The organism is Streptomyces sp. WG5 (assembly GCF_049974565.1).
Taxonomy (GTDB): domain Bacteria; phylum Actinomycetota; class Actinomycetes; order Streptomycetales; family Streptomycetaceae; genus Streptomyces.
The window spans coordinates 230,692-250,485 of sequence record NZ_JBNGGC010000003.1 but is presented as its reverse complement, the minus strand read 5'-3'; the positions used below and the strand labels follow the sequence as shown (position 1 = coordinate 250,485).

At 73.7% G+C, this 19,794-nt stretch carries 16 protein-coding genes; 9 read left to right on the top strand and 7 right to left on the bottom strand.

Annotated elements, in window-relative coordinates:
- Nucleotides 1–624: 624 nt before the first annotated feature.
- On the top strand, nt 625–894 hold the full coding sequence (locus ACP4IX_RS04940; protein ID WP_426518476.1) for a hypothetical protein: 270 nt from the start codon (nt 625–627) through the stop codon (nt 892–894).
- Nucleotides 895–1,150: 256 nt separating this feature from the next.
- Here the strand turns inward: ACP4IX_RS04940 and ACP4IX_RS04935 are convergent, their stop codons facing one another.
- Genes ACP4IX_RS04935 through hmgA form a run of 3 tightly spaced genes read right to left on the bottom strand, consistent with a single transcriptional unit; the run spans nt 1,151 to nt 4,432 of the window.
- Nucleotides 1,151–2,311, bottom strand: coding sequence for a type ISP restriction/modification enzyme (locus ACP4IX_RS04935; protein WP_426554832.1), 1,161 nt, complete (start codon nt 2,309–2,311; stop codon nt 1,151–1,153).
- Between the two features lie 22 nt (nt 2,312–2,333).
- Complete coding sequence (locus tag ACP4IX_RS04930; protein WP_426518480.1) at nt 2,334–3,083, bottom strand: GntR family transcriptional regulator; 750 nt, start codon at nt 3,081–3,083, stop codon at nt 2,334–2,336.
- A gap of 26 nt (nt 3,084–3,109) precedes the next feature.
- Nucleotides 3,110–4,432 carry a homogentisate 1,2-dioxygenase gene (gene hmgA, locus ACP4IX_RS04925; protein ID WP_426518482.1) on the bottom strand — a complete coding sequence of 441 codons (1,323 nt, stop codon included), beginning with the start codon at nt 4,430–4,432 and terminating at the stop codon, nt 3,110–3,112.
- A 179-nt stretch (nt 4,433–4,611) separates the two neighbouring features.
- Between hmgA and ACP4IX_RS04920 the strand changes: the two genes are divergently transcribed.
- The 5 genes from ACP4IX_RS04920 (at nt 4,612) to ACP4IX_RS04900 (ending at nt 11,335) form a co-directional block, all read left to right on the top strand.
- Nucleotides 4,612–5,190 (top strand): hypothetical protein, encoded by a 579-nt coding sequence (locus ACP4IX_RS04920; RefSeq protein WP_426518484.1) that lies wholly within the window; start codon nt 4,612–4,614, stop codon nt 5,188–5,190.
- Nucleotides 5,191–5,254: 64 nt separating this feature from the next.
- Nucleotides 5,255–5,872 carry a TetR family transcriptional regulator gene (locus tag ACP4IX_RS04915; RefSeq protein WP_426518486.1) on the top strand — a complete coding sequence of 206 codons (618 nt, stop codon included), beginning with the start codon at nt 5,255–5,257 and terminating at the stop codon, nt 5,870–5,872.
- Between the two features lie 286 nt (nt 5,873–6,158).
- On the top strand, nt 6,159–8,414 hold the full coding sequence (locus tag ACP4IX_RS04910) for a molybdopterin-dependent oxidoreductase (RefSeq protein ID WP_426554831.1): 2,256 nt from the start codon (nt 6,159–6,161) through the stop codon (nt 8,412–8,414).
- 123 nt (nt 8,415–8,537) lie between these two features.
- Nucleotides 8,538–9,989 (top strand): CitMHS family transporter, encoded by a 1,452-nt coding sequence (locus tag ACP4IX_RS04905; protein ID WP_426554830.1) that lies wholly within the window; start codon nt 8,538–8,540, stop codon nt 9,987–9,989.
- A gap of 77 nt (nt 9,990–10,066) precedes the next feature.
- A complete protein-coding gene (locus tag ACP4IX_RS04900; protein WP_426518492.1) occupies nt 10,067–11,335 on the top strand; it encodes an MFS transporter in 1,269 nt (422 codons plus the stop codon).
- A gap of 81 nt (nt 11,336–11,416) precedes the next feature.
- Here the strand turns inward: ACP4IX_RS04900 and ACP4IX_RS04895 are convergent, their stop codons facing one another.
- Nucleotides 11,417–12,610, bottom strand: coding sequence for an ABC transporter substrate-binding protein (locus ACP4IX_RS04895; RefSeq protein WP_426518494.1), 1,194 nt, complete (start codon nt 12,608–12,610; stop codon nt 11,417–11,419).
- Between the two features lie 120 nt (nt 12,611–12,730).
- Entirely contained in the window at nt 12,731–13,111 is a 381-nt protein-coding gene (locus ACP4IX_RS04890) for a hypothetical protein (protein ID WP_426518496.1), read from the bottom strand.
- Nucleotides 13,112–13,736: 625 nt separating this feature from the next.
- On the opposite strand from ACP4IX_RS04890, the gene ACP4IX_RS04885 reads away from it, so the two are divergent.
- The 3 genes from ACP4IX_RS04885 to ACP4IX_RS04875 all read left to right on the top strand — a co-directional run bounded on the left by ACP4IX_RS04885 (nt 13,737) and on the right by ACP4IX_RS04875 (nt 17,953).
- Nucleotides 13,737–15,089 carry an ABC transporter ATP-binding protein gene (locus tag ACP4IX_RS04885; protein WP_426554828.1) on the top strand — a complete coding sequence of 451 codons (1,353 nt, stop codon included), beginning with the start codon at nt 13,737–13,739 and terminating at the stop codon, nt 15,087–15,089.
- A gap of 356 nt (nt 15,090–15,445) precedes the next feature.
- Nucleotides 15,446–16,834 (top strand): aldehyde dehydrogenase family protein, encoded by a 1,389-nt coding sequence (locus tag ACP4IX_RS04880; protein ID WP_426518500.1) that lies wholly within the window; start codon nt 15,446–15,448, stop codon nt 16,832–16,834.
- Nucleotides 16,835–16,855: 21 nt separating this feature from the next.
- The gene (locus ACP4IX_RS04875) at nt 16,856–17,953 is read left to right on the top strand and encodes a zinc-binding dehydrogenase (protein WP_426518502.1); all 1,098 of its coding nucleotides are present in this window, start codon (nt 16,856–16,858) and stop codon (nt 17,951–17,953) included.
- Nucleotides 17,954–18,034: 81 nt separating this feature from the next.
- Here the strand turns inward: ACP4IX_RS04875 and ACP4IX_RS04870 are convergent, their stop codons facing one another.
- Both ACP4IX_RS04870 and ACP4IX_RS04865 read right to left on the bottom strand, forming a co-directional pair.
- Nucleotides 18,035–18,985 (bottom strand): DMT family transporter, encoded by a 951-nt coding sequence (locus ACP4IX_RS04870; RefSeq protein WP_426554861.1) that lies wholly within the window; start codon nt 18,983–18,985, stop codon nt 18,035–18,037.
- Nucleotides 18,986–19,060: 75 nt separating this feature from the next.
- A complete protein-coding gene (locus ACP4IX_RS04865) occupies nt 19,061–19,774 on the bottom strand; it encodes an ArsR/SmtB family transcription factor (protein ID WP_426518504.1) in 714 nt (237 codons plus the stop codon).
- Nucleotides 19,775–19,794 lie beyond the last annotated feature (20 nt).

Here is a 19,794-nt window from a genome sequence, read left to right as displayed (position 1 = left end):
GGACGCGCCCCTGCCCGTGCCCTTGGCCACGGCGACGGCCGCCGCGACGCTCGTCGCCGCCCCGCTCCTCGCCGTCCGGGCGAGACGGAGGCAGGGCGAAACGGAGGCAGGGCGAGACGGAGGCAGGGCGAGTCGGACTCGGCGCGGACCGGCACGTGAGATCGCCCACGTTCGCGCGGCTCCGGACGCCCGCGCGACGAGCGGCGCGGACGACCGGGGCCGCAGACTCGGAGCGGTCGCCTCCGCGTCCGAGGGGCGCGCGTCGTCGCCCCGCGCGGATACGGCGAGCCGCCCCGGGCGACCGCGTGCACCAACTGCGGCCCGTGCGCCCCGGCGCCGGACCGCGCTCCCTGGGGGCTCCTCGGCACCGGCGTGCCACTGCTCGCCTCCGGCCCGGCCCTGCCCGCCGCCTCACTGGCCGTCACGGTCGGACCGGCAGGGGACCGGCCCGCCCGACGAGCGAGCCGATTGTCCAACTCACCCTGGAATCTGCTGAATTCGGAGAGTGACCGTCAACCCCCTTACGGGGAAGGTGAATCCTGTGACCGCGATACGCGCATGTCGTACCGGGGCGATAGGGTTACTCTGCCCGGGCCGGGTGGACTCGTACGGGTGGGGAGTGACATGGAACAGATAACAGTGCGCAGCAGGGCAAGGGTCCCTGCGATCACGTGCGGAAGCGGCGCGACCAGCTCGCGTCTCGACCGTCACCTCGCGGTGCTCGGAGGGCCCGCCCTCCCGCAGCGGGAGACGGTGGAGGCGACGTCGCTGATGCGTGAGCTGACCGCGCGTGAGCCCGCGCACAAGCGCAGCAGCAGGGGTGCCAGGGTGCGCCGGGTCTCGCTGTTCGCGCCGCTGCGCCGACTGCGGCGCTCGCTGTTCGGCAGCAACTGAAGCCCGCGCGCCGGCGATCACACCGTCCCGGCGCGGCGCCGCGCACTCGTCCGTCGTCCCCACGGCACGCAGCGGCGCCTCGGTGTGGTCCCGAGCGCGGGTAATCCCCGTACGCCCGTCTCCGTACGCCCGTTTCCCCACGTTCGTCCGGCACGGTCCCCGTGGGTGTTCTCACGTCCTCGTCCCGCCGTCTCCCACCCGGCGGTGACGCACACCGACCCGCGGTCCCCGCGCGCGGAGCCGGCGCGGGAAGGGCCTACAGCAGCGCCAGCTGCCCCTGAGGCCCCTCCTCCCGGCCGTCCAGCACGGAGGCCGGCCTGCGGGCCGCCGGGGGCACCGGGAGCACGCCCGCCTCGCGCAGCTCGGTCGCCGTGATCTGCGCCGTCACCGCGGGCTCCCGGAACAGCGGCCGCACCTCGGCGAGCAGGGCGAGGACCGTGATCAGTTCCAGCAGTTCGGACGTCCAGGTCTGCGGCCAGACGGCCGGGCGGATCGCCGCCAGCGTGCCCGGCTCACCCCCGGCGGTCCGGGCCGCGAACCACTGCTCCAGCACCCGCACCCCGCCCACCTCGAAGTCCCAGGCGCCGGGCGGCACGGGGGAGACCCGGCCCTCGTCCAGGCACAGGGCCTCCTCGCCCCGGTCGTAGCGCAGGGTCACCGGACGGGCGGGCAGCGGGGCCCGGACGTACGGGCGGCGGCCACCGGGCAGCTTGGGGCGCTCGCCGTCGCGGCGCATCAGCCACAGGGCGCGCCGGCCCAGGCCGACGCCGTGCTCCCACAGCGCGGGGTCCGCGGTGAGCGGGACCCGGGAGCCCTCCCGCACCGTCGCCACCGCCCAGGCCAGCACGTCCAGCGGGTCGGGACGCCGGCCGAGCCGGGCGGCCAGGTGGTCGAGGAGACCGGGTGCCAGGTTCGGCTCCGCCCCGCCGGGACGGCGGTACAGCGGACGCACCCGGGCACCGCCGAGCAGCGGCAGCCGCGAGGTCGCGAGGAGCAGCGGAGCGCCGGCGGCACCGGGCGCCTCCACCACGAACACCTGCCGCTCGTCCGCCACCCGCCACAGCTCCGGACGGGCCGCGTCGATCAGCCGGTGGTCGGGAATCAGCCACTGCTCGTCGAAGGGCGCGCGCAGTACGCGCACGGGTTCCGGGCACGGCCCCGAGGCGCGGACCAGCTTCTCCGTGCCGCCGGAACCGCCCGGCAACCGCCCGACCGCCGTGTGCAGCGTGCGCGAGCGCGTCGGCTCGAACAAGGCCTCGCGGGCGGCGCCCTCGGCCTCCACCAGGGCGTCCCAGCGGGCCTTCAGGGACGCCGCGTCGGGGGCCGTCGGCCACGCCCGGCCGAGCCGCGGCGGTGCGACGGACCACGGCATGAGGTCCGCCAGCGGCGGAGCGTCGTCGTGCGTCACGCCGGGCATCGTACGACGGGGCGCCACGGCCTCACGTGGCATCCAGGGTGACCGTGAAGGAGAAACGGTCCCCCCGGTAGTGGATGACCGCCACGTCCAGCGCCCGGCCCGCCGTGTCGTACGTGATGCCCGTGTAGTGCAGGATCGGGCTGAGCAGCGGGACTTCGAGCAGCCGCGCCGTCTCCGGGTCCGCGAGCCGGGCCTCGACCGTGTCCGTGATCCGGCTGATGTCCAGGCCCACCACGTCCCGCAGCACCTTGGTCATCGGCCAGCGGACCAGGTCGTCCACGTCGATGCGGGCGGCGACTTCGGGACGGACGTAGTTGCGGGCGTGGTTGGTGGGCTCGCCCGTCTTCTCGTCGCAGCGCAGCCGGTGGTACGTCGCCGTCTCGGCCAGGCCGGGGAAGTACTCGGCGAGTTCGGGTGGCACGGGGCCGGTGCCGTGGTCCAGCAGCTCCGCCGTCATGCCGGACTGCTGGGCCACGATCGCGTCCACCGAGCCCAGCAGCCGCACCGGGGCGCCCCGCCGGACGCCGGGCTCGATGAACGTGCCGCGCCGGCGGTGCCGGGTGATCAGCCCCTCGTCCTCCAGCTCCTTCAGCGCCTGCCGCATGGTCAGCACGCTCACCCCGTAGTGGCCGGCCAACTGCTCCTCGGTGGGCAGGCGCAGCGGGTCCCGGGGCGAGCGGCCCAGTATCGAGGCGCGCAGCGACTGCGACACCTGGTACCAGAGCGGCAGCTTGCGGTTCAGGACGATGGAGTCCGGGGCGAAGGAGGTCACGGGCCATCCGTACCGGTAGCCCATCCTCAGTGCAAGGGGCGGAAGTGGCGCTCCAGGCCCTGCCAGACGTCGTCGTACCCCTGTTGCAGGTGCTCGGCGCGGGCCGCCTGGGGTGTGAGGGTCACCGGCCAGCGCGTCTCGAACATGAACGCCAGCCCGTCGTCGATCCGCTGCGGCTCCAGCTCGGCGGCGCTCGCCCGGTCGAAGGTCTCCCGGTCCGGACCGTGCGCCGACATCATGTTGTGCAGCGAGCCGCCGCCCGGTACGAAACCTTCCGCCTTCGCGTCGTAGGCGCCCTCGATCAGGCCCATGTACTCGCTCATCACGTTCCGGTGGAAGTACGGCGGCCGGAAGGTGTCCTCGCCCACCAGCCAGCGCGGGGCGAAGACCACGAAGTCGACGCCCGCGAGACCCGGGGTGTCCGACGGGGAGGTCAGCACCGTGAAGATCGACGGGTCGGGGTGGTCGTAGGAGATCGTGCCGAGGACGTTGAAGCGGCGCAGGTCGTAGACGTACGGCACGTGGTTGCCGTGCCAGGCGACCACGTCGAGCGGGGAGTGGTCGTAGTCGGCCGCCCAGAGGTTGCCGCAGAACTTGTTGACCACTTCCACCCGGCCCGCCGCGTCGTCGTCCTCGTACGCCGCGACCGGCGCCAGGAAGTCCCGCGCGTTCGCCAGGCCGTTGGCGCCGATCGGGCCGAGGTCGGGGAGGCGGAAGGGGGCGCCGTAGTTCTCGCAGACGTAGCCGCGGGCGTCCTCGTCGAGGAGCTCCACACGGAAACGGACCCCGCGCGGGATCAGCGCCACATGGCCGGGCCCGGCGTGCAGCAGCCCGAACTCGGTGCGCAGCAGCAGGCCACCGCGCTCCGGGACGATCAGCAGCTCGCCGTCGGCGTCACTGAAGACACGCTCCATGGAGGCCGTGGCGTGGTACAGGTGCACGGCCATGCCGGTGCGCTGGGTGGCGTCCCCGTTGCCGCCGAGTGTCCACAGGCCCGCGAGGAAGTCGGTCCCGGCCCCGGGCGCGGGCAGCGGATTCCACCGCAGCCGGTTCGGGTCCGGCACGGCTTGGGTGAAGGGTGCCGTGCGGATCGCGCCGTTGCCCGTGCGGGTGAACGCCGGGTGCGCGGCCGACGGGCGGATCCGGTACAGCCACGAGCGGCGGTTGTGCGCCCTCGGCTCGGTGAACGCCGTGCCGCTCAGCTGCTCCGCGTACAGGCCCTCGGGTGCCCGCTGCGGCGAGTTCCGGCCCTCGGGCAGCGTTCCCGGAACGGCCTGCGAGCTGTGCTCGTTGCCGAAACCGGACAGGTAGGCCAGTCCCTCCGCGGTCTTCCGCGCGTCCCCGCTCATCGATCGCTCCCTCGCAGCCCGTGTCCCACCCGATTCCTATGGGACACCGTAGGATTGCGGTCACCCGGGCGCAAGAGGCCGTGCGGGACTCCCGGTCCCCCCGGTCGTCCCGGGGACGATGACCGGAATCAGACCCCTGGGGGATCCGGACCGTCGGACCGGTGTTCTAGTCTCCCGTCATGTCGTGGATGCGGGGAGTGCTCGCCGTGCTCGCGGTCTGTGTCCTGCTGCTGACCGGATCCGCCGGCTGCGGCTCCGGTGACACGGGCGGTACGGGCGAACCGGAGGCCCGGGATTCGGCCACGCCGGTGGGCAGGCTGCTCGACGCCACCGACGAGGAGGGCCGGCGCTACCGGGAGGTGGACGGCGAGGACGCGCCCGAGGTCGGCGTCGAGGTGGAGCCCGAGGGCGACGACAGCTGGAACGTACGCCTGACGGTCCGCGACTTCAGGTTCTCGCCGGCCGGTACGGAGGCCGAGGCGGTGGCCGGCCGCGGCGTCGCCCACCTCTTCCTCGACGGGGACCTCCTCACCCGCCTGCGCGTCCCGGAGCACCGCCTCGCCGCCGACCTCGTACCGCGCGGCACCCACCAGCTCACGGTCCGCCTGTACGCCGACGACGGCACCGTCTGGGCCGTCGACGGCGAGCCGGTCGAGAGCACGGCGGACATCACGGCGTCGGACGCGGAGCCGTCCCGGGCCACGGAGCCGGAGGGGCTCGACGGCCGGACGCTTCCCAAGCCTGCGGCAGCCCGATGAGTGAAACGGGTGGCCACCGCCGTACTGAAGGTCACAGTTCACCGGACCGCGGCGGAAGGGCATCATGAAGACCGTGTCCCACGCGACCCCGCTCCGCCGCGCCCCCGTGCAGCGGCGCAGCGCCGAACGGCTGACCCGGATCCTCGACGCCTGCGCCGACCTCCTCGACGAGGTCGGCTACGACGCCCTGAGCACCCGGGCCGTGGCGCTGCGCGCGGACGTCCCCATCGGCTCCGTGTACCGCTTCTTCGGCAACAAGCGGCAGATGGCCGACGCGCTGGCCCAGCGCAACCTGGAGCACTACGCGGAACGGGTGACCGAACGGCTGACGGAGACGGGCGACGGCGGCTGGCGCGGGGCGCTGGACGCGGTGCTCGACGAGTACCTGGCGATGAAGCGGACCGCGCCCGGTTTCTCCCTGATCGACTTCGGCAACCAGATCCCGGTCGGCGGCCGCCACGCCGTCCCCAACCACCGTGTCGCCGACCGGCTCACCGAGCTGCTCTCCGGCTACCTGGGCCGCCGCCCCGACGACGAGCTGCGCCGCGCCTTCCTGGTCGCCGTGGAGACCGCCGACGCCCTCGTGCAGCTCGCCTTCCGGGTCGCGCCGGACGGGGACGAAAAGATCATCGAGGAGGCGCGGGAGCTGCTGCGGGCCTATCTGGGGCGGGTGTTGGACTGACGGGCCGGCGGTGCCCGGCCGACGGTGACGGGCCGGCGGGCCGAAGGTGACGGACCGGCGGGTTGGGTGGGCGCGGCCGCCGGGTGGGTGTTGCCGGGCGGACGGGCCGGCGGTGCCCGGCCGACGGGCGGGCCGCGCCGGATCGACGGGCCGGCCGTGCTCGGCCGGCGGGCCGGTGTCGTACGGCTGTTCACGCAGCCGTCGGCGCAAAGCCTCCCCAGCATGCCTACCGGTCGGTATGCTCGCCGCGAGAGAGCGCCGCTGCCGCCGCCCTACGGGAGGACCCGTGTCCCGCACCGCCCTGCGTATCTGCCCCCTGTGCGAGGCCACCTGCGGCCTGGCCCTCACCATCGACGGCACCACGGTCACCGCCGCCCGCGGGGACCGCGACGACGTCTTCAGCCGTGGCTTCGTCTGCCCCAAGGGCGCCTCCTTCGGCGCCGTCGACGCCGACCCCGACCGGCTGCGCACGCCCCTGGTGCGCAGGGACGGCGAACTGCGCGAGGCGACCTGGGAGGAGGCGTTCGACGCGGTCGCCGCCGGCATCCGGCCCGTCGTCGAGCGGTACGGGCCGCACTCCGTCGGCGTCGTCCTCGGCAACCCCAACGTGCACACCGTGGCCGGCGCCCTCTACCCGAACGTCCTGCTCGGCGCCCTCGGCACCCGCAGCCTCTTCACCGCCTCCACGGTCGACCAGATGCCCAAGCACGTCTCCAGCGGGCTGCTCTTCGGTGACGCCAACGCCATCCCGGTGCCCGACCTCGACCGCACCGACCACCTGCTCCTCATCGGCGCCAACCCGCTGGAGTCCAACGGCAGCCTGTGCACGGCTCCCGACTTCCCCGGCCGCCTCAAGGCCCTCAGGGCCCGCGGCGGCACCCTCACCGTCATCGACCCGCGCCGCACCCGCACCGCCAGGCTCGCCGACCGGCACGTGGCGATCCGCCCCGGCACCGACGCCCTGCTCCTCGCCGCGATGACCCACGTGCTCTTCGAAGAGGGCCTGGTGGACCTCGGCGCGCTCGCCCCGCACGTCGAAGGGACCGCGGAACTCGCCGAAGCCGTACGCGACTTCACGCCGGAGTCCGTCGCCGCCGCCTGCGACGTGGACGCCGGTGTCACACGCGCCCTCGCCCGCGAACTCGCCGCAGCCCCCACCGCCGCCGTCTACGGCCGCATCGGCAGCTGCACCGTCCCGCACGGCACCCTCGCCAGCTGGCTCGTGGACGTCCTCAACATCCTCACCGGCAACCTCGACCGCCCCGGTGGCGCCCTCTTCCCGCAGGCCGCCACCGACAGGACCCCGCGCCCCGCCGGACCCGGCCGCGGCTTCGCGCTCGGCCGCTGGCACTCCCGGGTGAGCGGACACCCCGAGGCCAAGGGCGAGCTGCCCCTGTCCGCCCTCGCCGAGGAGATCGACACCGCCACCGACGAGGGCGCGCCGGTCCGGGCCCTGATCACCGTCGCCGCCAACCCGGTGCTGTCCGCACCCGACGGCGACCGGCTCGACAAGGCGCTGGACTCGCTCGACTTCATGGTGAGCGTCGACCCCTACCTGGGCGAGACCTCGCGCCACGCCCACGTCGTGCTGCCGCCGCCCCCGCCGGCCCAGAGCCCGCACCACGACTTCGCCTTCAACACCCTCGCCGTGCGCAACCAGGTCCGCTACACCCGTCCCGCCGTCCCCCTGCAACCCGGCCGCATGGCCGAGACCGAGATCCTGGCCCGGCTGATCCTGGCCGCCACCGGCATGCACGGGGCCGACCCGGCCACCGTCGACGCCCTGGTGATCCGGCAGACCCTCGACAGGGCCGTGGGGGACCCGCACTCACCCGTACACGGACGCGACGCGACCGAACTGGCCGCACGACTCACCGGCGAGGACGGCCCCGAGCGGCGGCTCGACCTGATGCTGCGCCTCGGCCCCTACGGCGACGGCTTCGGCGTACGCCCCGACGGCCTGACCCTGGAGCGGCTGCTCGCCCACCCGCACGGCATCGACCTCGGGCCGCTGCGCCCGCGCCTGCCGCAACCGCTGAAGACCCGCAGCGGCAAGGTGGAGCTGCTGCCCGGACCGATCGCCGGCGACCTGCCGCGCCTGCGCCGCGCCCTGACCGAGCGCGCCGCCGGGCTCGTCCTCGTCGGCCGCCGCCACCTGCGGTCCAACAACAGCTGGATGCACAACATCCCGGCCCTCACCGGCGGCTCCAACCGCTGCACCCTGCACCTCCACCCCGACGATGCCGAACGGCTCGGCGTGCGCGGCGGAGAGCCCGTGCGGGTCAAGGGCGCCGGGGGAGAGGTGACGGCCCCCGCCGAGGTCACCGACACCGTCCGGCCGGGCGTGGTCAGCCTTCCGCACGGCTGGGGCCACGACCGGCCCGGCACCCGCACGAGCCACGCCGCCACCGAGCCCGGCGTCAACGTCAACCAGCTCCTCGACGGCAGCATGCTCGACCCGCTCTCGGGCAACGCGGTCCTCAACGGCGTACCCGTCGAGCTCGTCCCGGTACCCCCGCCGCTGACCGACGCAAAGCTGTGACCTGGAGTTTTGCGCTTATTGCTCGCGTGTCAACGTCTTGTTAACGACACTTCACGGCACCTAACGTCGCTCGCACCGCCTGCCCCGGTGGGATGTTCAAGGGCGAACGTTAGGTACTCACTCATGCTGACCATCCTCGGCTTCGCCATGATCGCGACCTTCCTGGTCCTGATCATGATGAAGAAGATGTCGCCGATCGCGGCGCTCGTGCTGATCCCCGCGCTGTTCTGCGTGTTCGTCGGCAAGGGCGCCGAACTCGGCGACTACGTCATCGACGGCGTGTCCAGCCTCGCCCCCACCGCGGCGATGCTCATGTTCGCGATCGTCTACTTCGGGGTGATGATCGACGTCGGGCTCTTCGACCCGATCGTCCGGGCCATTCTGAAGTTCTGCAAGGCCGACCCGATGCGGATCGTCGTCGGCACGGCCCTGCTCGCCGCCATCGTCTCGCTGGACGGCGACGGATCCACCACCTTCATGATCACGGTCTCGGCGATGTACCCGCTGTACAAGCGCCTGAAGATGAGCCTGGTCGTGATGACCGGCGTCGCCGCGATGGCCAACGGCGTGATGAACACCCTGCCCTGGGGCGGTCCCACCGCCCGCGCCGCCACCGCGCTGAAGGTCGACGCCACCGACATCTTCGTCCCGATGATCCCGGCCCTGGCCGTCGGTCTGCTCGCGGTCGTCACCCTCTCCTACGTCCTGGGTCTGCGCGAGCGCAGGCGGCTGGGCACGCTGACGCTGGACGAGGCGCTGGTGCGGGAGCCGGAGAGCGAGACGGTGCTGGTCGGTGCGGGCGCGGGTACGAAGGCGGGCGCTGACGCGGCCTCCGGTGCGGACGCCGGTGCCGGTGCGGGTTCGGACAAGGCCTCCGCGGGTTCCGGCGGGTCCCAGGGCGCCGCCGCCGAGGACGGCGACCCCGGCGACGACTTCCAGACCCTCGACCCGGACCGGGCCACCCTGCGCCCCAAGCTGTACTGGTTCAACGCGCTGCTCACGGTCGCGCTGCTCACCGCCATGATCATGGAACTGCTGCCGATCCCGGTGCTCTTCCTGCTCGGCGCCGCGCTCGCGCTCACCGTCAACTTCCCCCACATCCCCGACCAGAAGGCACGCATCGCGGCCCACGCCGACAACGTCCTCAACGTCTCCGGCATGGTCTTCGCCGCCGCCGTCTTCACCGGCGTCCTCACCGGCACCGGCATGGTCGACCACATGGCCAACTGGCTGGTGGACACCATCCCCGACGGCATGGGCCCGCACATGGGCCTGGTCACCGGCCTGCTCAGCCTGCCGCTGACCTACTTCATGTCGAACGACGGCTTCTACTTCGGCGTCCTGCCGGTGCTCGCCGAGGCCGGCCAGGCCCACGGCGTGTCGACGCTGGAGATCGCCCGCGCCTCCATCGTCGGCCAGCCGCTGCACATGTCCAGCCCGCTCGTCCCGGCCGTCTACGTCCTGGTCGGCATGGCCAAGGTCGAGTTCGGCGACCACACGCGGTTCGTGGTGAAGTGGGCGGTCCTGACGAGCCTGGTCATCCTCGCGGCGGGCATCCTGTTCGGCATCATCTGATCATCGGACCAGCTGTCCGGTCAGTCGTTCGGTGAGCCGGCGATCGGGGAGTTCCGGATCCCTGGAAGGAAACGATCATGACGCCCGGTGGGAACCGCGGGTGGCTGCTCCGCCTCGTCATCGCCTTCGGCTTCGCGCAGGGGGCGGTGTCCATGGCCCGGCCCGCCGTCTCCTACCGGGCCCTCGCGCTGGGCGCGGACGAAAGGGCCGTCGGCGTCATCGCCGGTGTGTACGCGCTGCTGCCGCTGTTCGCCGCCGTCCCGCTGGGCCGCCGTACCGACCACGGCCGCTGCGCGCCCCTGCTGCCCGTCGGCGTGGTGCTCATCGCCGGCGGTTGCGCGCTGAGCGGCATCGCGGGCTCCCTGTGGGCGATGGCCCTGTGGAGCGGCGTCATGGGCCTGGGACACCTCTGCTTCGTCATCGGCGCCCAGTCGTTGGTCGCCCGCCAGTCCGCCCCGCACGAGCAGGACCGCAATTTCGGCCACTTCACCATCGGGGCGTCGCTCGGCCAGCTCGTCGGGCCCGTCGCGGCGGGCGCGCTGATCGGCGGCCACGACATGGCGGGCAGCAGCGCCCTGGCCCTGGTGGTGGCGGGCGCGGGCGCGGCGGTCGCGTTCACGTCGTTGTGGCGCATAGAGCACCCGACGGCCGCCACGTCCCGTACGGAACAGGGGACGCGCGTCCCCGTCGTGAGCATCCTGCGCGCCCGGGGCGTGCCCGCCGGGATCCTGATCAGCCTGTCCGTCCTGTCCGCGACCGACGTCCTCACCGCCTACCTGCCGGTGGTCGGCGAGCACCGGGGCATCTCCCCGGCCGTGATCGGCGTACTGCTCAGCCTGCGGGCCGCGGCCACGATCGCCTGCCGGCTGGTGCTGACCCCCCTGCTGCGGCTGCTCGGCCGAACCGCGCTGCTCACGGTCACCTGCCTGCTGGCCGGGCTGCTGTGCGCCGGTGTCGCGCTGCCGGTGCCGGTGTGGGTGCTCGCGCTGATGCTGGCCGTCCTCGGCTTCTGCCTCGGCGTCGGCCAGCCGCTGTCCATGACGACCGTCGTCCAAGCCGCCCCCGACGGAGCCCGCTCCACCGCCCTCGCCCTGCGCCTGACCGGCAACCGCCTCGGCCAGGTCGCCGCACCCGCCGCGGCGGGCCTGATCGCCGGCGTCGCGGGGGTGGCCGCGCCGTTCGTGATGCTCGGCGCCCTGCTGCTCATGTCCTCGGGCATCGCCCTGCGCTCCCCGTCCACCGGACCGGCCGCGGACCGGCCGTCCGACGGGGACGATGCCGAGGACACCCCTCGCCGGGCGCCGCGCCGGACGGCCCGTTCGTCGGACGGCGGGTCTTCCGGCTGAGCGGTGCCCGCAGCCCCGGGATGCCGTGGGCGAGCACCGGGGCTGCGCGACCGGGCCCGCTGTTCCGAGCGCGGCGCCCTGTCAGGTCGGCTGGAGCTCGCCGGTGACCGGGACGTCGGGGGTTTGCGTGTTGGTGACGATGGCGAGGTCGGGGCCTTCCGGACCGGGGTGCCACTGGCCGCCGGCCAGGCGGATCAGGGCGATGTTGGGGGTGGGGCCCTGGGTCCAGTCGAGGGTGCCCGCGATGGTGGGCAGGGCCGTGCCGGCGAGGGCTTGGGCGATGGCGGCGTGGTCGGTGGGGTCGTCGGCGCTGCTGAGGGCGTGGTGGGCGGTTTCCACGAGGGCGTGGGCCAGTCCGAGTGGCTGCAGCCAGGCTTCGCCGGTGTCACGGTGGTAGGCGTGGGCGAGGTCGGCGCAGGTGGTGCCGTCCAGGCTGGAACGATAGGGGTGGGCGGGGCTCCAGTAGACGAGGGTGGCGACGCGTGCGTCGGCGAGTTCGGCGTGGACGTCCGGGGCCGTGGTGGTGTGGGTGTGGGGGTAGGTCAGCCATCGCGAGCAGGTGATCAGCCGGGGCCGTAGCCCGGCCTGGCGGGCCTGACGGTGGAAGAGGGACAGGTCGGCGGCGGTGGCGGCGCTGGTGACGATGTCGGCGCCGTACTCCCGCATGCGGCCGACCTGTGTCCGGAAGTCGCCCGCCGGTTCGCGGTAGGGGCCGAGGTCGACCGTGTCGAGTCCGCGCGCGGACGTCACCGGGGCGAAGCCGTACCGGTCGTGGCGGAGCAGGCTGCCCTGAAGGTCGTCGTTCCACAGGCAGCCGACGGTGTGGGTGCCATCGGCCTGTTCCCACATCTGGGCGAAGACGGTGGCGATGTCGTCCAGGCCCCAGGCGAAGTGGTAAGTCCACTGGAAGCGGTGCCCGGGGGCGGCGCCGCGCGCGTGGACGTAGGCCTGCCACGGGAAGGTGGTCGACAGGCAGGGGACCCGCAGCTCCTCGCAGGCGTCGGCGACGGCGGGCAGGACCTGGGTCCCGGCCATGGTCAGGACGATGTGCGCCTGGTCGGTGGTGACCAGGTCGTGGACGGCCTGCCGAGCCGCTGCCGGATCGGAGCGGCTGTCGCGCACGGCGACCGACACGTCGTAACGGCTGCTTCCGTTACGGACGTGCTCCAGCTGCGGCGCCAGCGCCTTCAGAACGTACGTCAGTGGCTTGCCCAGCGGCGCCAGACGCCCCGTCAAGGGCGCCACCACACCGATCGTCAGCCTTGCTGAGGACATCTTCACCTTGTGCTTCCTGCCTTCTCGTCGCCCATCGACGGGAACCGGTGAGCCGCATGGTGGTGGACGACGCCACGCGGCTCACCGGCTCCTCACTTGCGCCTCGCCGGACTCCCCGGCTCAGTGACCGGAACGGTCCACGGTCACGCAGGTGGTCCGGCTCATCACCGACACCGTCTCGTTGCCGCAGTTGTTGCTGTGGCCCGAGGCGTTGCGGGCGAACAGCAGGTTGGACAGGACCCCGCCGCTGGCGCCGGCCTGGTCACCGCCGCCACCCCGGCTGGTGTCCTCGGACAGGCAGGTGCGGTCCTTGAGCAGAGCCACCTTGCCCGTTCCGCAGAGGTTGGCGTGGCCGGAGGAGTTCCTGCCGGACAGGTTGGACAGCACGCCCCCCGGCCCCCCGTCACTGTCACCCGCGTGTGCCGCGGCCACACTGACGGGCGTCGCCAGTACCGCCCCCACCAGCGAGGCCACCACCGCGATACGCCGCACACCGAACATCTGCACTGTTTCCTCCCATGTACCGTGGCCGGCCGTGTCGGCCGGCCCACCAGCCCTAACGACGGTGCGGGCGAACGGCATGGCCGTGGGCACGGTGAATCATCAGCGAAGCTGTTGATCGGCTACTCCGAAGGAGGGCTCATCGGCCAGGCCGTTGACAGTGGCAGTGGCAGTGGCAGTGGTGGGACGGGGGCGTGGGCCCGGCGACGCCGTTGCCCGCCGTCCAGCCGCCTGCTCGGGCAGCGGCGGGCGGGGGAGCGGATCGGGAGCGGATCCGGACGATGCCGGCGGCACCTCGCGCATCGAGTCGCTGCTGCCGCCACCACGGTCACGGGGCCGGGTGCGGCACTCCGGCGCCCGGCGGCGCGGATCGGGTCGGGTCGGGTCGGAGGAATCGTGCGGTGAAGCGCCGCAGGCCCCGGTCCGCCTCCTGAGACGCCCCCGCCCCTGAATTCGGCCGTCCGCTTTCTCACCAGTCGGACAGTGGGACCGGGATACGGTCCAGCGTCTTCCCCCAGCCGCGCACATTCCGTTAACTTCCGTGACTCACACGCCCCGTACGACTCGCACGAGGCGTCCGACCGCGGAGCACCAGCGCTCAGTGAGCCCCCGGGGGCACCTTCCCATGACACGCGCCATCTCCCTGCACGACGTGAGCAAGACCTACGCGCGAGGCGTCCGCGTGGTGGACCGGCTGTCGCTGGACATCGCGCCCGGCGAGTTCCTCGTCCTGCTCGGCCCCTCCGGCTGCGGCAAGTCCACCGTGCTGCGCATGATCGCCGGCCTGGAGGAGATCACCCACGGCCGACTGCTGCTGGACGGCGAGTACGGCAACGACCTGCCCCCCTCCGAGCGGAGCATGGCGATGGTCTTCCAGAACTTCGCCCTGTACCCGAACATGACGACCCGCGGGAACATCGGCTTCCCGCTGCGCGTCGAGGCACCGCAGACCGACCCCGGCCCCCGTGTGGACGCCACCGCCCGCATGCTGGGCATCGAGGACCTGCTCGACCGCTTCCCCGCCCAGCTCTCCGGTGGTGAACGCCAGCGCGTCGCCATGGGCCGGGCCATCGCCCGCCACCCCAGCGCCTTCCTGATGGACGAGCCGCTGTCCAACCTCGACGCCAAGCTCCGCAACCATCTGCGCGCCGAGATCACCAAACTGACCCGGGAACTGGGCGTCACCACGATCTACGTCACCCACGACCAGTCCGAGGCCATGTCCCTCGGCGACCGCGTCGCCGTCCTGCGCGGCGGCGTGCTCCAGCAGGTGGACACCCCGCGCGCGGTGTACGCCCTGCCCCGCAACGTCTTCGTCGCCGCCTTCATCGGCACCCCGCGGATCAACCTGCTGCGCGGCCTCGTGCGGGCGCCGCTCGGCGGGGCGATGACCATCAGCCTGGGCAAGCAGTTCCTGCGCCTGCCCGAACCCCTCTCGCTGGACCACCAGTTGCTCCGCGTCCAGCAGGGCCGCGAGGTCATCGTCGGCCTGCGTTCGGAGGCCGTCCGGATCGCGAAACCCGCCTCCGCCCGTCCCGGCGAGGTGCTGCTCACCGGCCTGGTGGAGCACGTCGAGTTCCAGGGCCACGAGGTCCTCGTCCACTTCAACACCGGCTCGCGGCCGGCCGTCGTACCCGACCTGGAGGCGCCGCGTCCCGTCGCCCGCCCGGCCAGGCGCCGCCGCCGCGACGGCACGGTCCTGGACCGGCTGAAGGAGCGGGCGGGTGCCCTGCGCGCCGGACCGGTGGTGGTCGTGGACGACCCCGAGGACGCCGGACCCGCGGGCACCGGACCCTCTGCCGCCGCCCCGGAGGGCCGCCTCCCCGGCGACCTGATCGTCCGGACCACCCCCGACATCGACCTCCGCCACGGCATGCAGGTCCCCCTTCTCGTCGACCTCGCCCACCTGTTCGTCTTCGACCAGCACGGCGACCGGATCTGCCCCGCCCCGGCGCGGCTGCCGGACCTGGAGGCCTGAACGGCGTCAGCGGCCTCGCAGACCGTGGTCGGCTCGGCCGGGAACCCCGGAGGAATCCCTCGGCCGCGATCGTGCCGTGGTCGCGAACCACCGCCTCGGCCCACGCGCGGCCGGTGCCCGTCCGCTGCCCCGCGACCTTCTTCTGCGCTGTCGCCCGCAGTCTCCGCGCCTCGCGGCAGGACGCGATTCCTCCCCGGCGTCAACGCCGGGGAGCTCCTCGCGGGAAACAGGTGACGTCGCCGGCATCCGGCCCGCCGGGAAGGTGAGCCGCGCCACCATGGTGGCCGCCCCTGGTGCCGTAAAACTATCGGCGCTAGTTTGGGGCCGGACGACGAGGCCCGCCCGGAAGGAACGCGATGAAGGCACACGACGGCATGTACATCGACGGGGCCTGGCGGCCCGCCGACGGCCGGGACACGATCGAGGTCGTCAACCCGGCCGACGAGCAGGTGATCGGCAAGGTCCCCGCCGGCACCGCCCTGGACGTCGACACCGCCGTACGGGCCGCCCGCGCCGCCCTGCCGGGCTGGGCCCTCACCCCGCCCGCCGAGCGGGCCGCGCGCCTGGCGGCGCTGCGGGACGTGCTGGTGGCCCGCAAGGACGAGATCGCCGAGACGGTCACCGCCGAGCTGGGCTCGCCGCCGAAGCTCTCGCAGGCCGTGCACGCCGCCGCCCCGATCGCGGTGGCCGGCTCGTACGCCGGGCTGGCGGCGACGTACGCCTTCGAGGAGAAGGTCGGCAACTCCGTCGTCCACCACGAGCCGATCGGCGTGGTCGGCGCGATCACCCCGTGGAACTACCCCCTCCACCAGATCGTCGCCAAGGCCGCCCCGGCGCTCGCGGCCGGCTGCACGGTCGTGCTGAAGCCCGCCGAGGACACCCCGCTCACCGCCCAGCTCTTCGCGGAGGCGGTGCACGAGGCGGGCGTCCCGGCGGGCGTCTTCAACCTGGTGACCGGCCTCGGCCCGGTCGCCGGCCAGGCCCTCGCCGAGCACCCGGACGTCGACCTGGTCTCCTTCACCGGTTCGACGGCCGTGGGACGCCGGATCGGCGCCGTCGCCGGCGCCGCCGTCAAGAAGGTCGCCCTCGAGCTGGGCGGCAAGTCCGCCAACGTGATCCTCCCGAGCGCCGACCTGGCCAAGGCGGTCAACGTCGGCGTCGCCAACGTCATGTCCAACTCCGGGCAGACGTGCAGTGCCTGGACCCGCATGCTCGTGCACGCCGACCAGTACGACGAGGCCGTGCGACTGGCCGCCGAGGCCGCCGCCAAGTACGGCGACCGGATCGGCCCGGTCGTCAACGCCGAGCAGCAGCAGCGCGTGCGCGGCTACATCGAGAAGGGCGTCGCCGAGGGCGCGCGCCTCGTCGCGGGCGGCCCCGAAGCACCGCGCGAGCAGGGCTACTACGTCGCCCCGACCGTCTTCGCCGACGTCACCGAGGACATGACCGTCGCCCAGGAGGAGATCTTCGGGCCCGTCCTGTGCATCCTCCGCTACACGGACGAGGAGGACGCCCTGCGGATCGCCAACGGCACGGTGTACGGCCTCGCCGGCGCCGTCTGGGCCGCAGACGAGGCCGAGGCGGTCGCCTTCGCCCGCCGGATGGACACCGGCCAGGTGGACATCAACGGCGGCCGGTTCAACCCGCTGGCGCCCTTCGGCGGCTACAAGCAGTCCGGCGTGGGCCGCGAGCTGGGCCGGCACGGCCTGTCCGAGTACCTCCAGACCAAGTCCCTCCAGTTCTAGCCCCAGGGGAGTGTCCACGTCATGGCCGTCCGTACCGCTGTCCGTGCCGCCGTCGTACCCGCCGTAGGAGCCCCGCTGGAGGTCACCGGGATCGAGCTGCCCGAGCCCGGCCCGGGGCAGGTCCGGGTGAGGCTCGCCGCCGCCGGGGTCTGCCACTCCGACCTGTCCCTGTCCAACGGCACCATGCGCGTGCCGCTCCCCGCCGTCCTCGGCCACGAGGGCGCCGGCACGGTCCTCGCCGTCGGCGAGGGCGTCACCCGCATCGCCGCCGGCGACGACGTCGTCCTCAACTGGGCCCCGTCCTGCGGTGCCTGCCACGCCTGTTCGCTCGGCGAGGTCTGGCTGTGCGCGGGCGCCCTGGCCGGCGCCGCGAACACGCACGCCCGCCGCGCCGACGACGGCACCGACCTGCACCCCGGTCTGAACGTCGCCGCGTTCGCCGAGGAGACGGTGGTGGGCGCCGACTGCGTCCTGCCCGTCCCCGACGGCATCCCGCTCACCGACGCCGCCCTGCTCGGCTGCGCCGTCCTCACCGGTTACGGCGCCGTGCACCACGCGGCGAAGGTCCGCGAGGGCGAGACGGTCGCCGTGTTCGGCGTCGGCGGAGTGGGCCTCGCCACGCTCCAGGCGGCCCGCATCGCGGGCGCGTCGAAGATCGTCGCCGTCGACGTCTCCCCCGAGAAGGAGGGGCTGGCCCGCGCCGCCGGCGCCACCGACTACCTGATCGCCTCCGGCACCACCGCCCGCGAGATCCGCGCCCTCACCGGCAAGCAGGGCGTCGACGTCGCCGTCGAGTGCGTCGGCCGCGCGGTCACCATCCGCACCGCCTGGGAATCCACCCGGCGCGGCGGACGCACCACGGTCGTCGGCATCGGCGGCAAGGACCAGCAGGTCACCTTCAACGCCCTGGAGATCTTCCACTGGGGCCGCACCCTGTCCGGCTGCGTCTACGGCAACGCCGACCCGGCCCGGGACCTCCCGGTGCTGGCCGAGCACGTCCGGGCGGGACGACTGGACCTCGGTGCCCTGGTGACGGAGCGCATCGCGCTGGACGGCATCCCGGCGGCCTTCGAGAACATGCTGGCGGGCAAGGGCGGGCGGGCGCTGGTGGTGTTCTAGACGGGCCGGGTCCGGGCCGGTCCGGGCCGGTCCCGGCAGGTCCGAACCCGTCCGGGCCGGCCGGGCCGGTCCGCGACAGGCTCAGAGCCGGTCGGCGTCCTCGCGGCGCGGTTCCGGTGCGGTGCCGACCCGCTCCGGGGCCGCCCCCGCGCGCTTCTTCGACCGCGACACCGCCACGCCCGCCAGGCACAGCGCGCCGCCCGCCAGGGTGAGCGGCCCCGGCACCTCGCCGAGCGCCAGCCACGACATCAGGACGACGAGGGCGGGCACGGCGTACGTCGTCGCGCCCATCCGGCCCGCGGTCGTGCGGGCCAGCGCGTACGCCCACGTCGTGAAGGCCAGCGCGGTCGGGAACACGCCCAGGTACACCATGTTGAGCGTCGCGGAGACGGGCGCGTCGGCCGCCTCACGCACCAGCTGCCCCGCGAACGGAAGGCAGAGCACCGCCCCGACCAGGCACCCGAACGTCGTCACCTGAAGCGCGCCGGCGTGCCTCAGCGCGGGCTTCTGGGCGACCACCCCGCCCGCGTACGCCACGGCGGCCAGCAGGCACAGCACCACCCCGAACAGCGAGGAACCGCCCTCACCGGACATCGACAGGCCCACGGTCACCGCGCCCGCGAACGACACCGCCATCCCCGCCACCAGCCGCGGCGGCAGCGCGTCCCCGAGCAGCCGGGCGCCGAGCAGGGCGATGAGGATCGGACCGACGTTGACCACGAGGGCGGCCGTGCCGGCATCCACCCGTTGCTCGCCCCAGTTGAGCACGACCATGTAGAAGCCGAACCACAGCAGTCCCGAGACCGCGATCCCCCGCCAGGCCGGCCGGGGCGGCATCCCTTCCCGCCGCAGCAGCCAGATCACGCCCAGCGTCAGCGCGCCCGACAGCAGCCGGCCGAGCGCCAGCGCCCCGGGCGAATAGGCGTCGCCCGCACTGCGGATCGAGACGAAGGCGGAGGCCCACAGGACGACGGTGACCGTGGCGGCGGCCGCCGCGAGCAGGTCCGGACGGCGGGACGGGGCGGTGCTCATCATGCTCCTGAGGCCAGGGAGGGACGGAATACGGGGACCGGCGGATCCGGGACGGGGACGCGTGGACACCGGTGCTCAGCGCAGCCCCACCGGATCGATGCCGAGCAGCTCCGACAGCGCGTCCTCGCCCGCCGGCGTCACCTTCACCGCCCGCCCGGAGCCGATGCGTACGCACCAGCCCGTGTCCAGGGCGTGCCGGCACAGGGCCGCGCCCGCGACGCCCGCGAGATGGGGACGGCGCTCGGTCCAGTCGAGGCAGGCCCGGGCCAGCGGACGGCGACCGGTGGGCTTCAGCGCGATCCCGGCGTCCTGGAACCAGCCGAGCCCGGCGTCGGTGAGCGCGAAGCCGGTGTCCTGGCGCAGCAGCCCCCGCCCGGTCAGCGCGTCGGTGACCGTGATGCCGAGCCGCCCGGCGAGGTGGTCGTAGCAGGTGCGGCCCCGGGCCATGGCCGAACCGGCGCCGGCTGCCCGCAGCGTGCGCGGACGCCGCGCCGCCGCCTCGGGCGCGACCTGTGCGGCCAGGTCCTCGACCAGCTGTGCGACCCGCTCGTCGGCCAGCCGTACGTACCGGTGACGCCCCTGGCGCTCCTCGGCGAGCAGTCCGCCCGCGACGAGCTTGCCCAGGTGCTCGCTCAGCGTGGAGGCGGCGACTCCCGCGTGCCGGGCCAGCTCACCGGCGGTCCACGCCCGCCCGTCGAGCAGCGCCAGCAGACACGCGGCCCTGGTCTCGTCGGCGATCAGCCCGGCCAGCCGCGCGAGTCCGGGCGCTTCGGCGTCCTTGTCGGTCATGCGTTCCAGGATGCGGTACG

What these genes read in the sequence shown, in the direction of transcription:
- ACP4IX_RS04905 (WP_426554830.1), top strand. Translation starts at nt 8,538, where the DNA reads ATGCTGACCATCCTCGGCTTCGCCATGATCGCGACCTTCCTGGTCCTG.
- ACP4IX_RS04915 (WP_426518486.1), top strand. Translation starts at nt 5,255, where the DNA reads ATGAAGACCGTGTCCCACGCGACCCCGCTCCGCCGCGCCCCCGTGCAG.
- ACP4IX_RS04870 (WP_426554861.1), bottom strand. Translation starts at nt 18,985, where the DNA reads ATGAGCACCGCCCCGTCCCGCCGTCCGGACCTGCTCGCGGCGGCCGCC.
- ACP4IX_RS04940 (WP_426518476.1), top strand. Translation starts at nt 625, where the DNA reads ATGGAACAGATAACAGTGCGCAGCAGGGCAAGGGTCCCTGCGATCACG.
- ACP4IX_RS04880 (WP_426518500.1), top strand. Translation starts at nt 15,446, where the DNA reads ATGAAGGCACACGACGGCATGTACATCGACGGGGCCTGGCGGCCCGCC.
- ACP4IX_RS04885 (WP_426554828.1), top strand. Translation starts at nt 13,737, where the DNA reads ATGACACGCGCCATCTCCCTGCACGACGTGAGCAAGACCTACGCGCGA.
- ACP4IX_RS04895 (WP_426518494.1), bottom strand. Translation starts at nt 12,610, where the DNA reads ATGTCCTCAGCAAGGCTGACGATCGGTGTGGTGGCGCCCTTGACGGGG.
- ACP4IX_RS04875 (WP_426518502.1), top strand. Translation starts at nt 16,856, where the DNA reads ATGGCCGTCCGTACCGCTGTCCGTGCCGCCGTCGTACCCGCCGTAGGA.
- ACP4IX_RS04865 (WP_426518504.1), bottom strand. Translation starts at nt 19,774, where the DNA reads ATGACCGACAAGGACGCCGAAGCGCCCGGACTCGCGCGGCTGGCCGGG.
- ACP4IX_RS04935 (WP_426554832.1), bottom strand. Translation starts at nt 2,311, where the DNA reads ATGCCCGGCGTGACGCACGACGACGCTCCGCCGCTGGCGGACCTCATG.
- ACP4IX_RS04890 (WP_426518496.1), bottom strand. Translation starts at nt 13,111, where the DNA reads ATGTTCGGTGTGCGGCGTATCGCGGTGGTGGCCTCGCTGGTGGGGGCG.
- ACP4IX_RS04920 (WP_426518484.1), top strand. Translation starts at nt 4,612, where the DNA reads ATGTCGTGGATGCGGGGAGTGCTCGCCGTGCTCGCGGTCTGTGTCCTG.
- ACP4IX_RS04900 (WP_426518492.1), top strand. Translation starts at nt 10,067, where the DNA reads ATGACGCCCGGTGGGAACCGCGGGTGGCTGCTCCGCCTCGTCATCGCC.
- hmgA (WP_426518482.1), bottom strand. Translation starts at nt 4,432, where the DNA reads ATGAGCGGGGACGCGCGGAAGACCGCGGAGGGACTGGCCTACCTGTCC.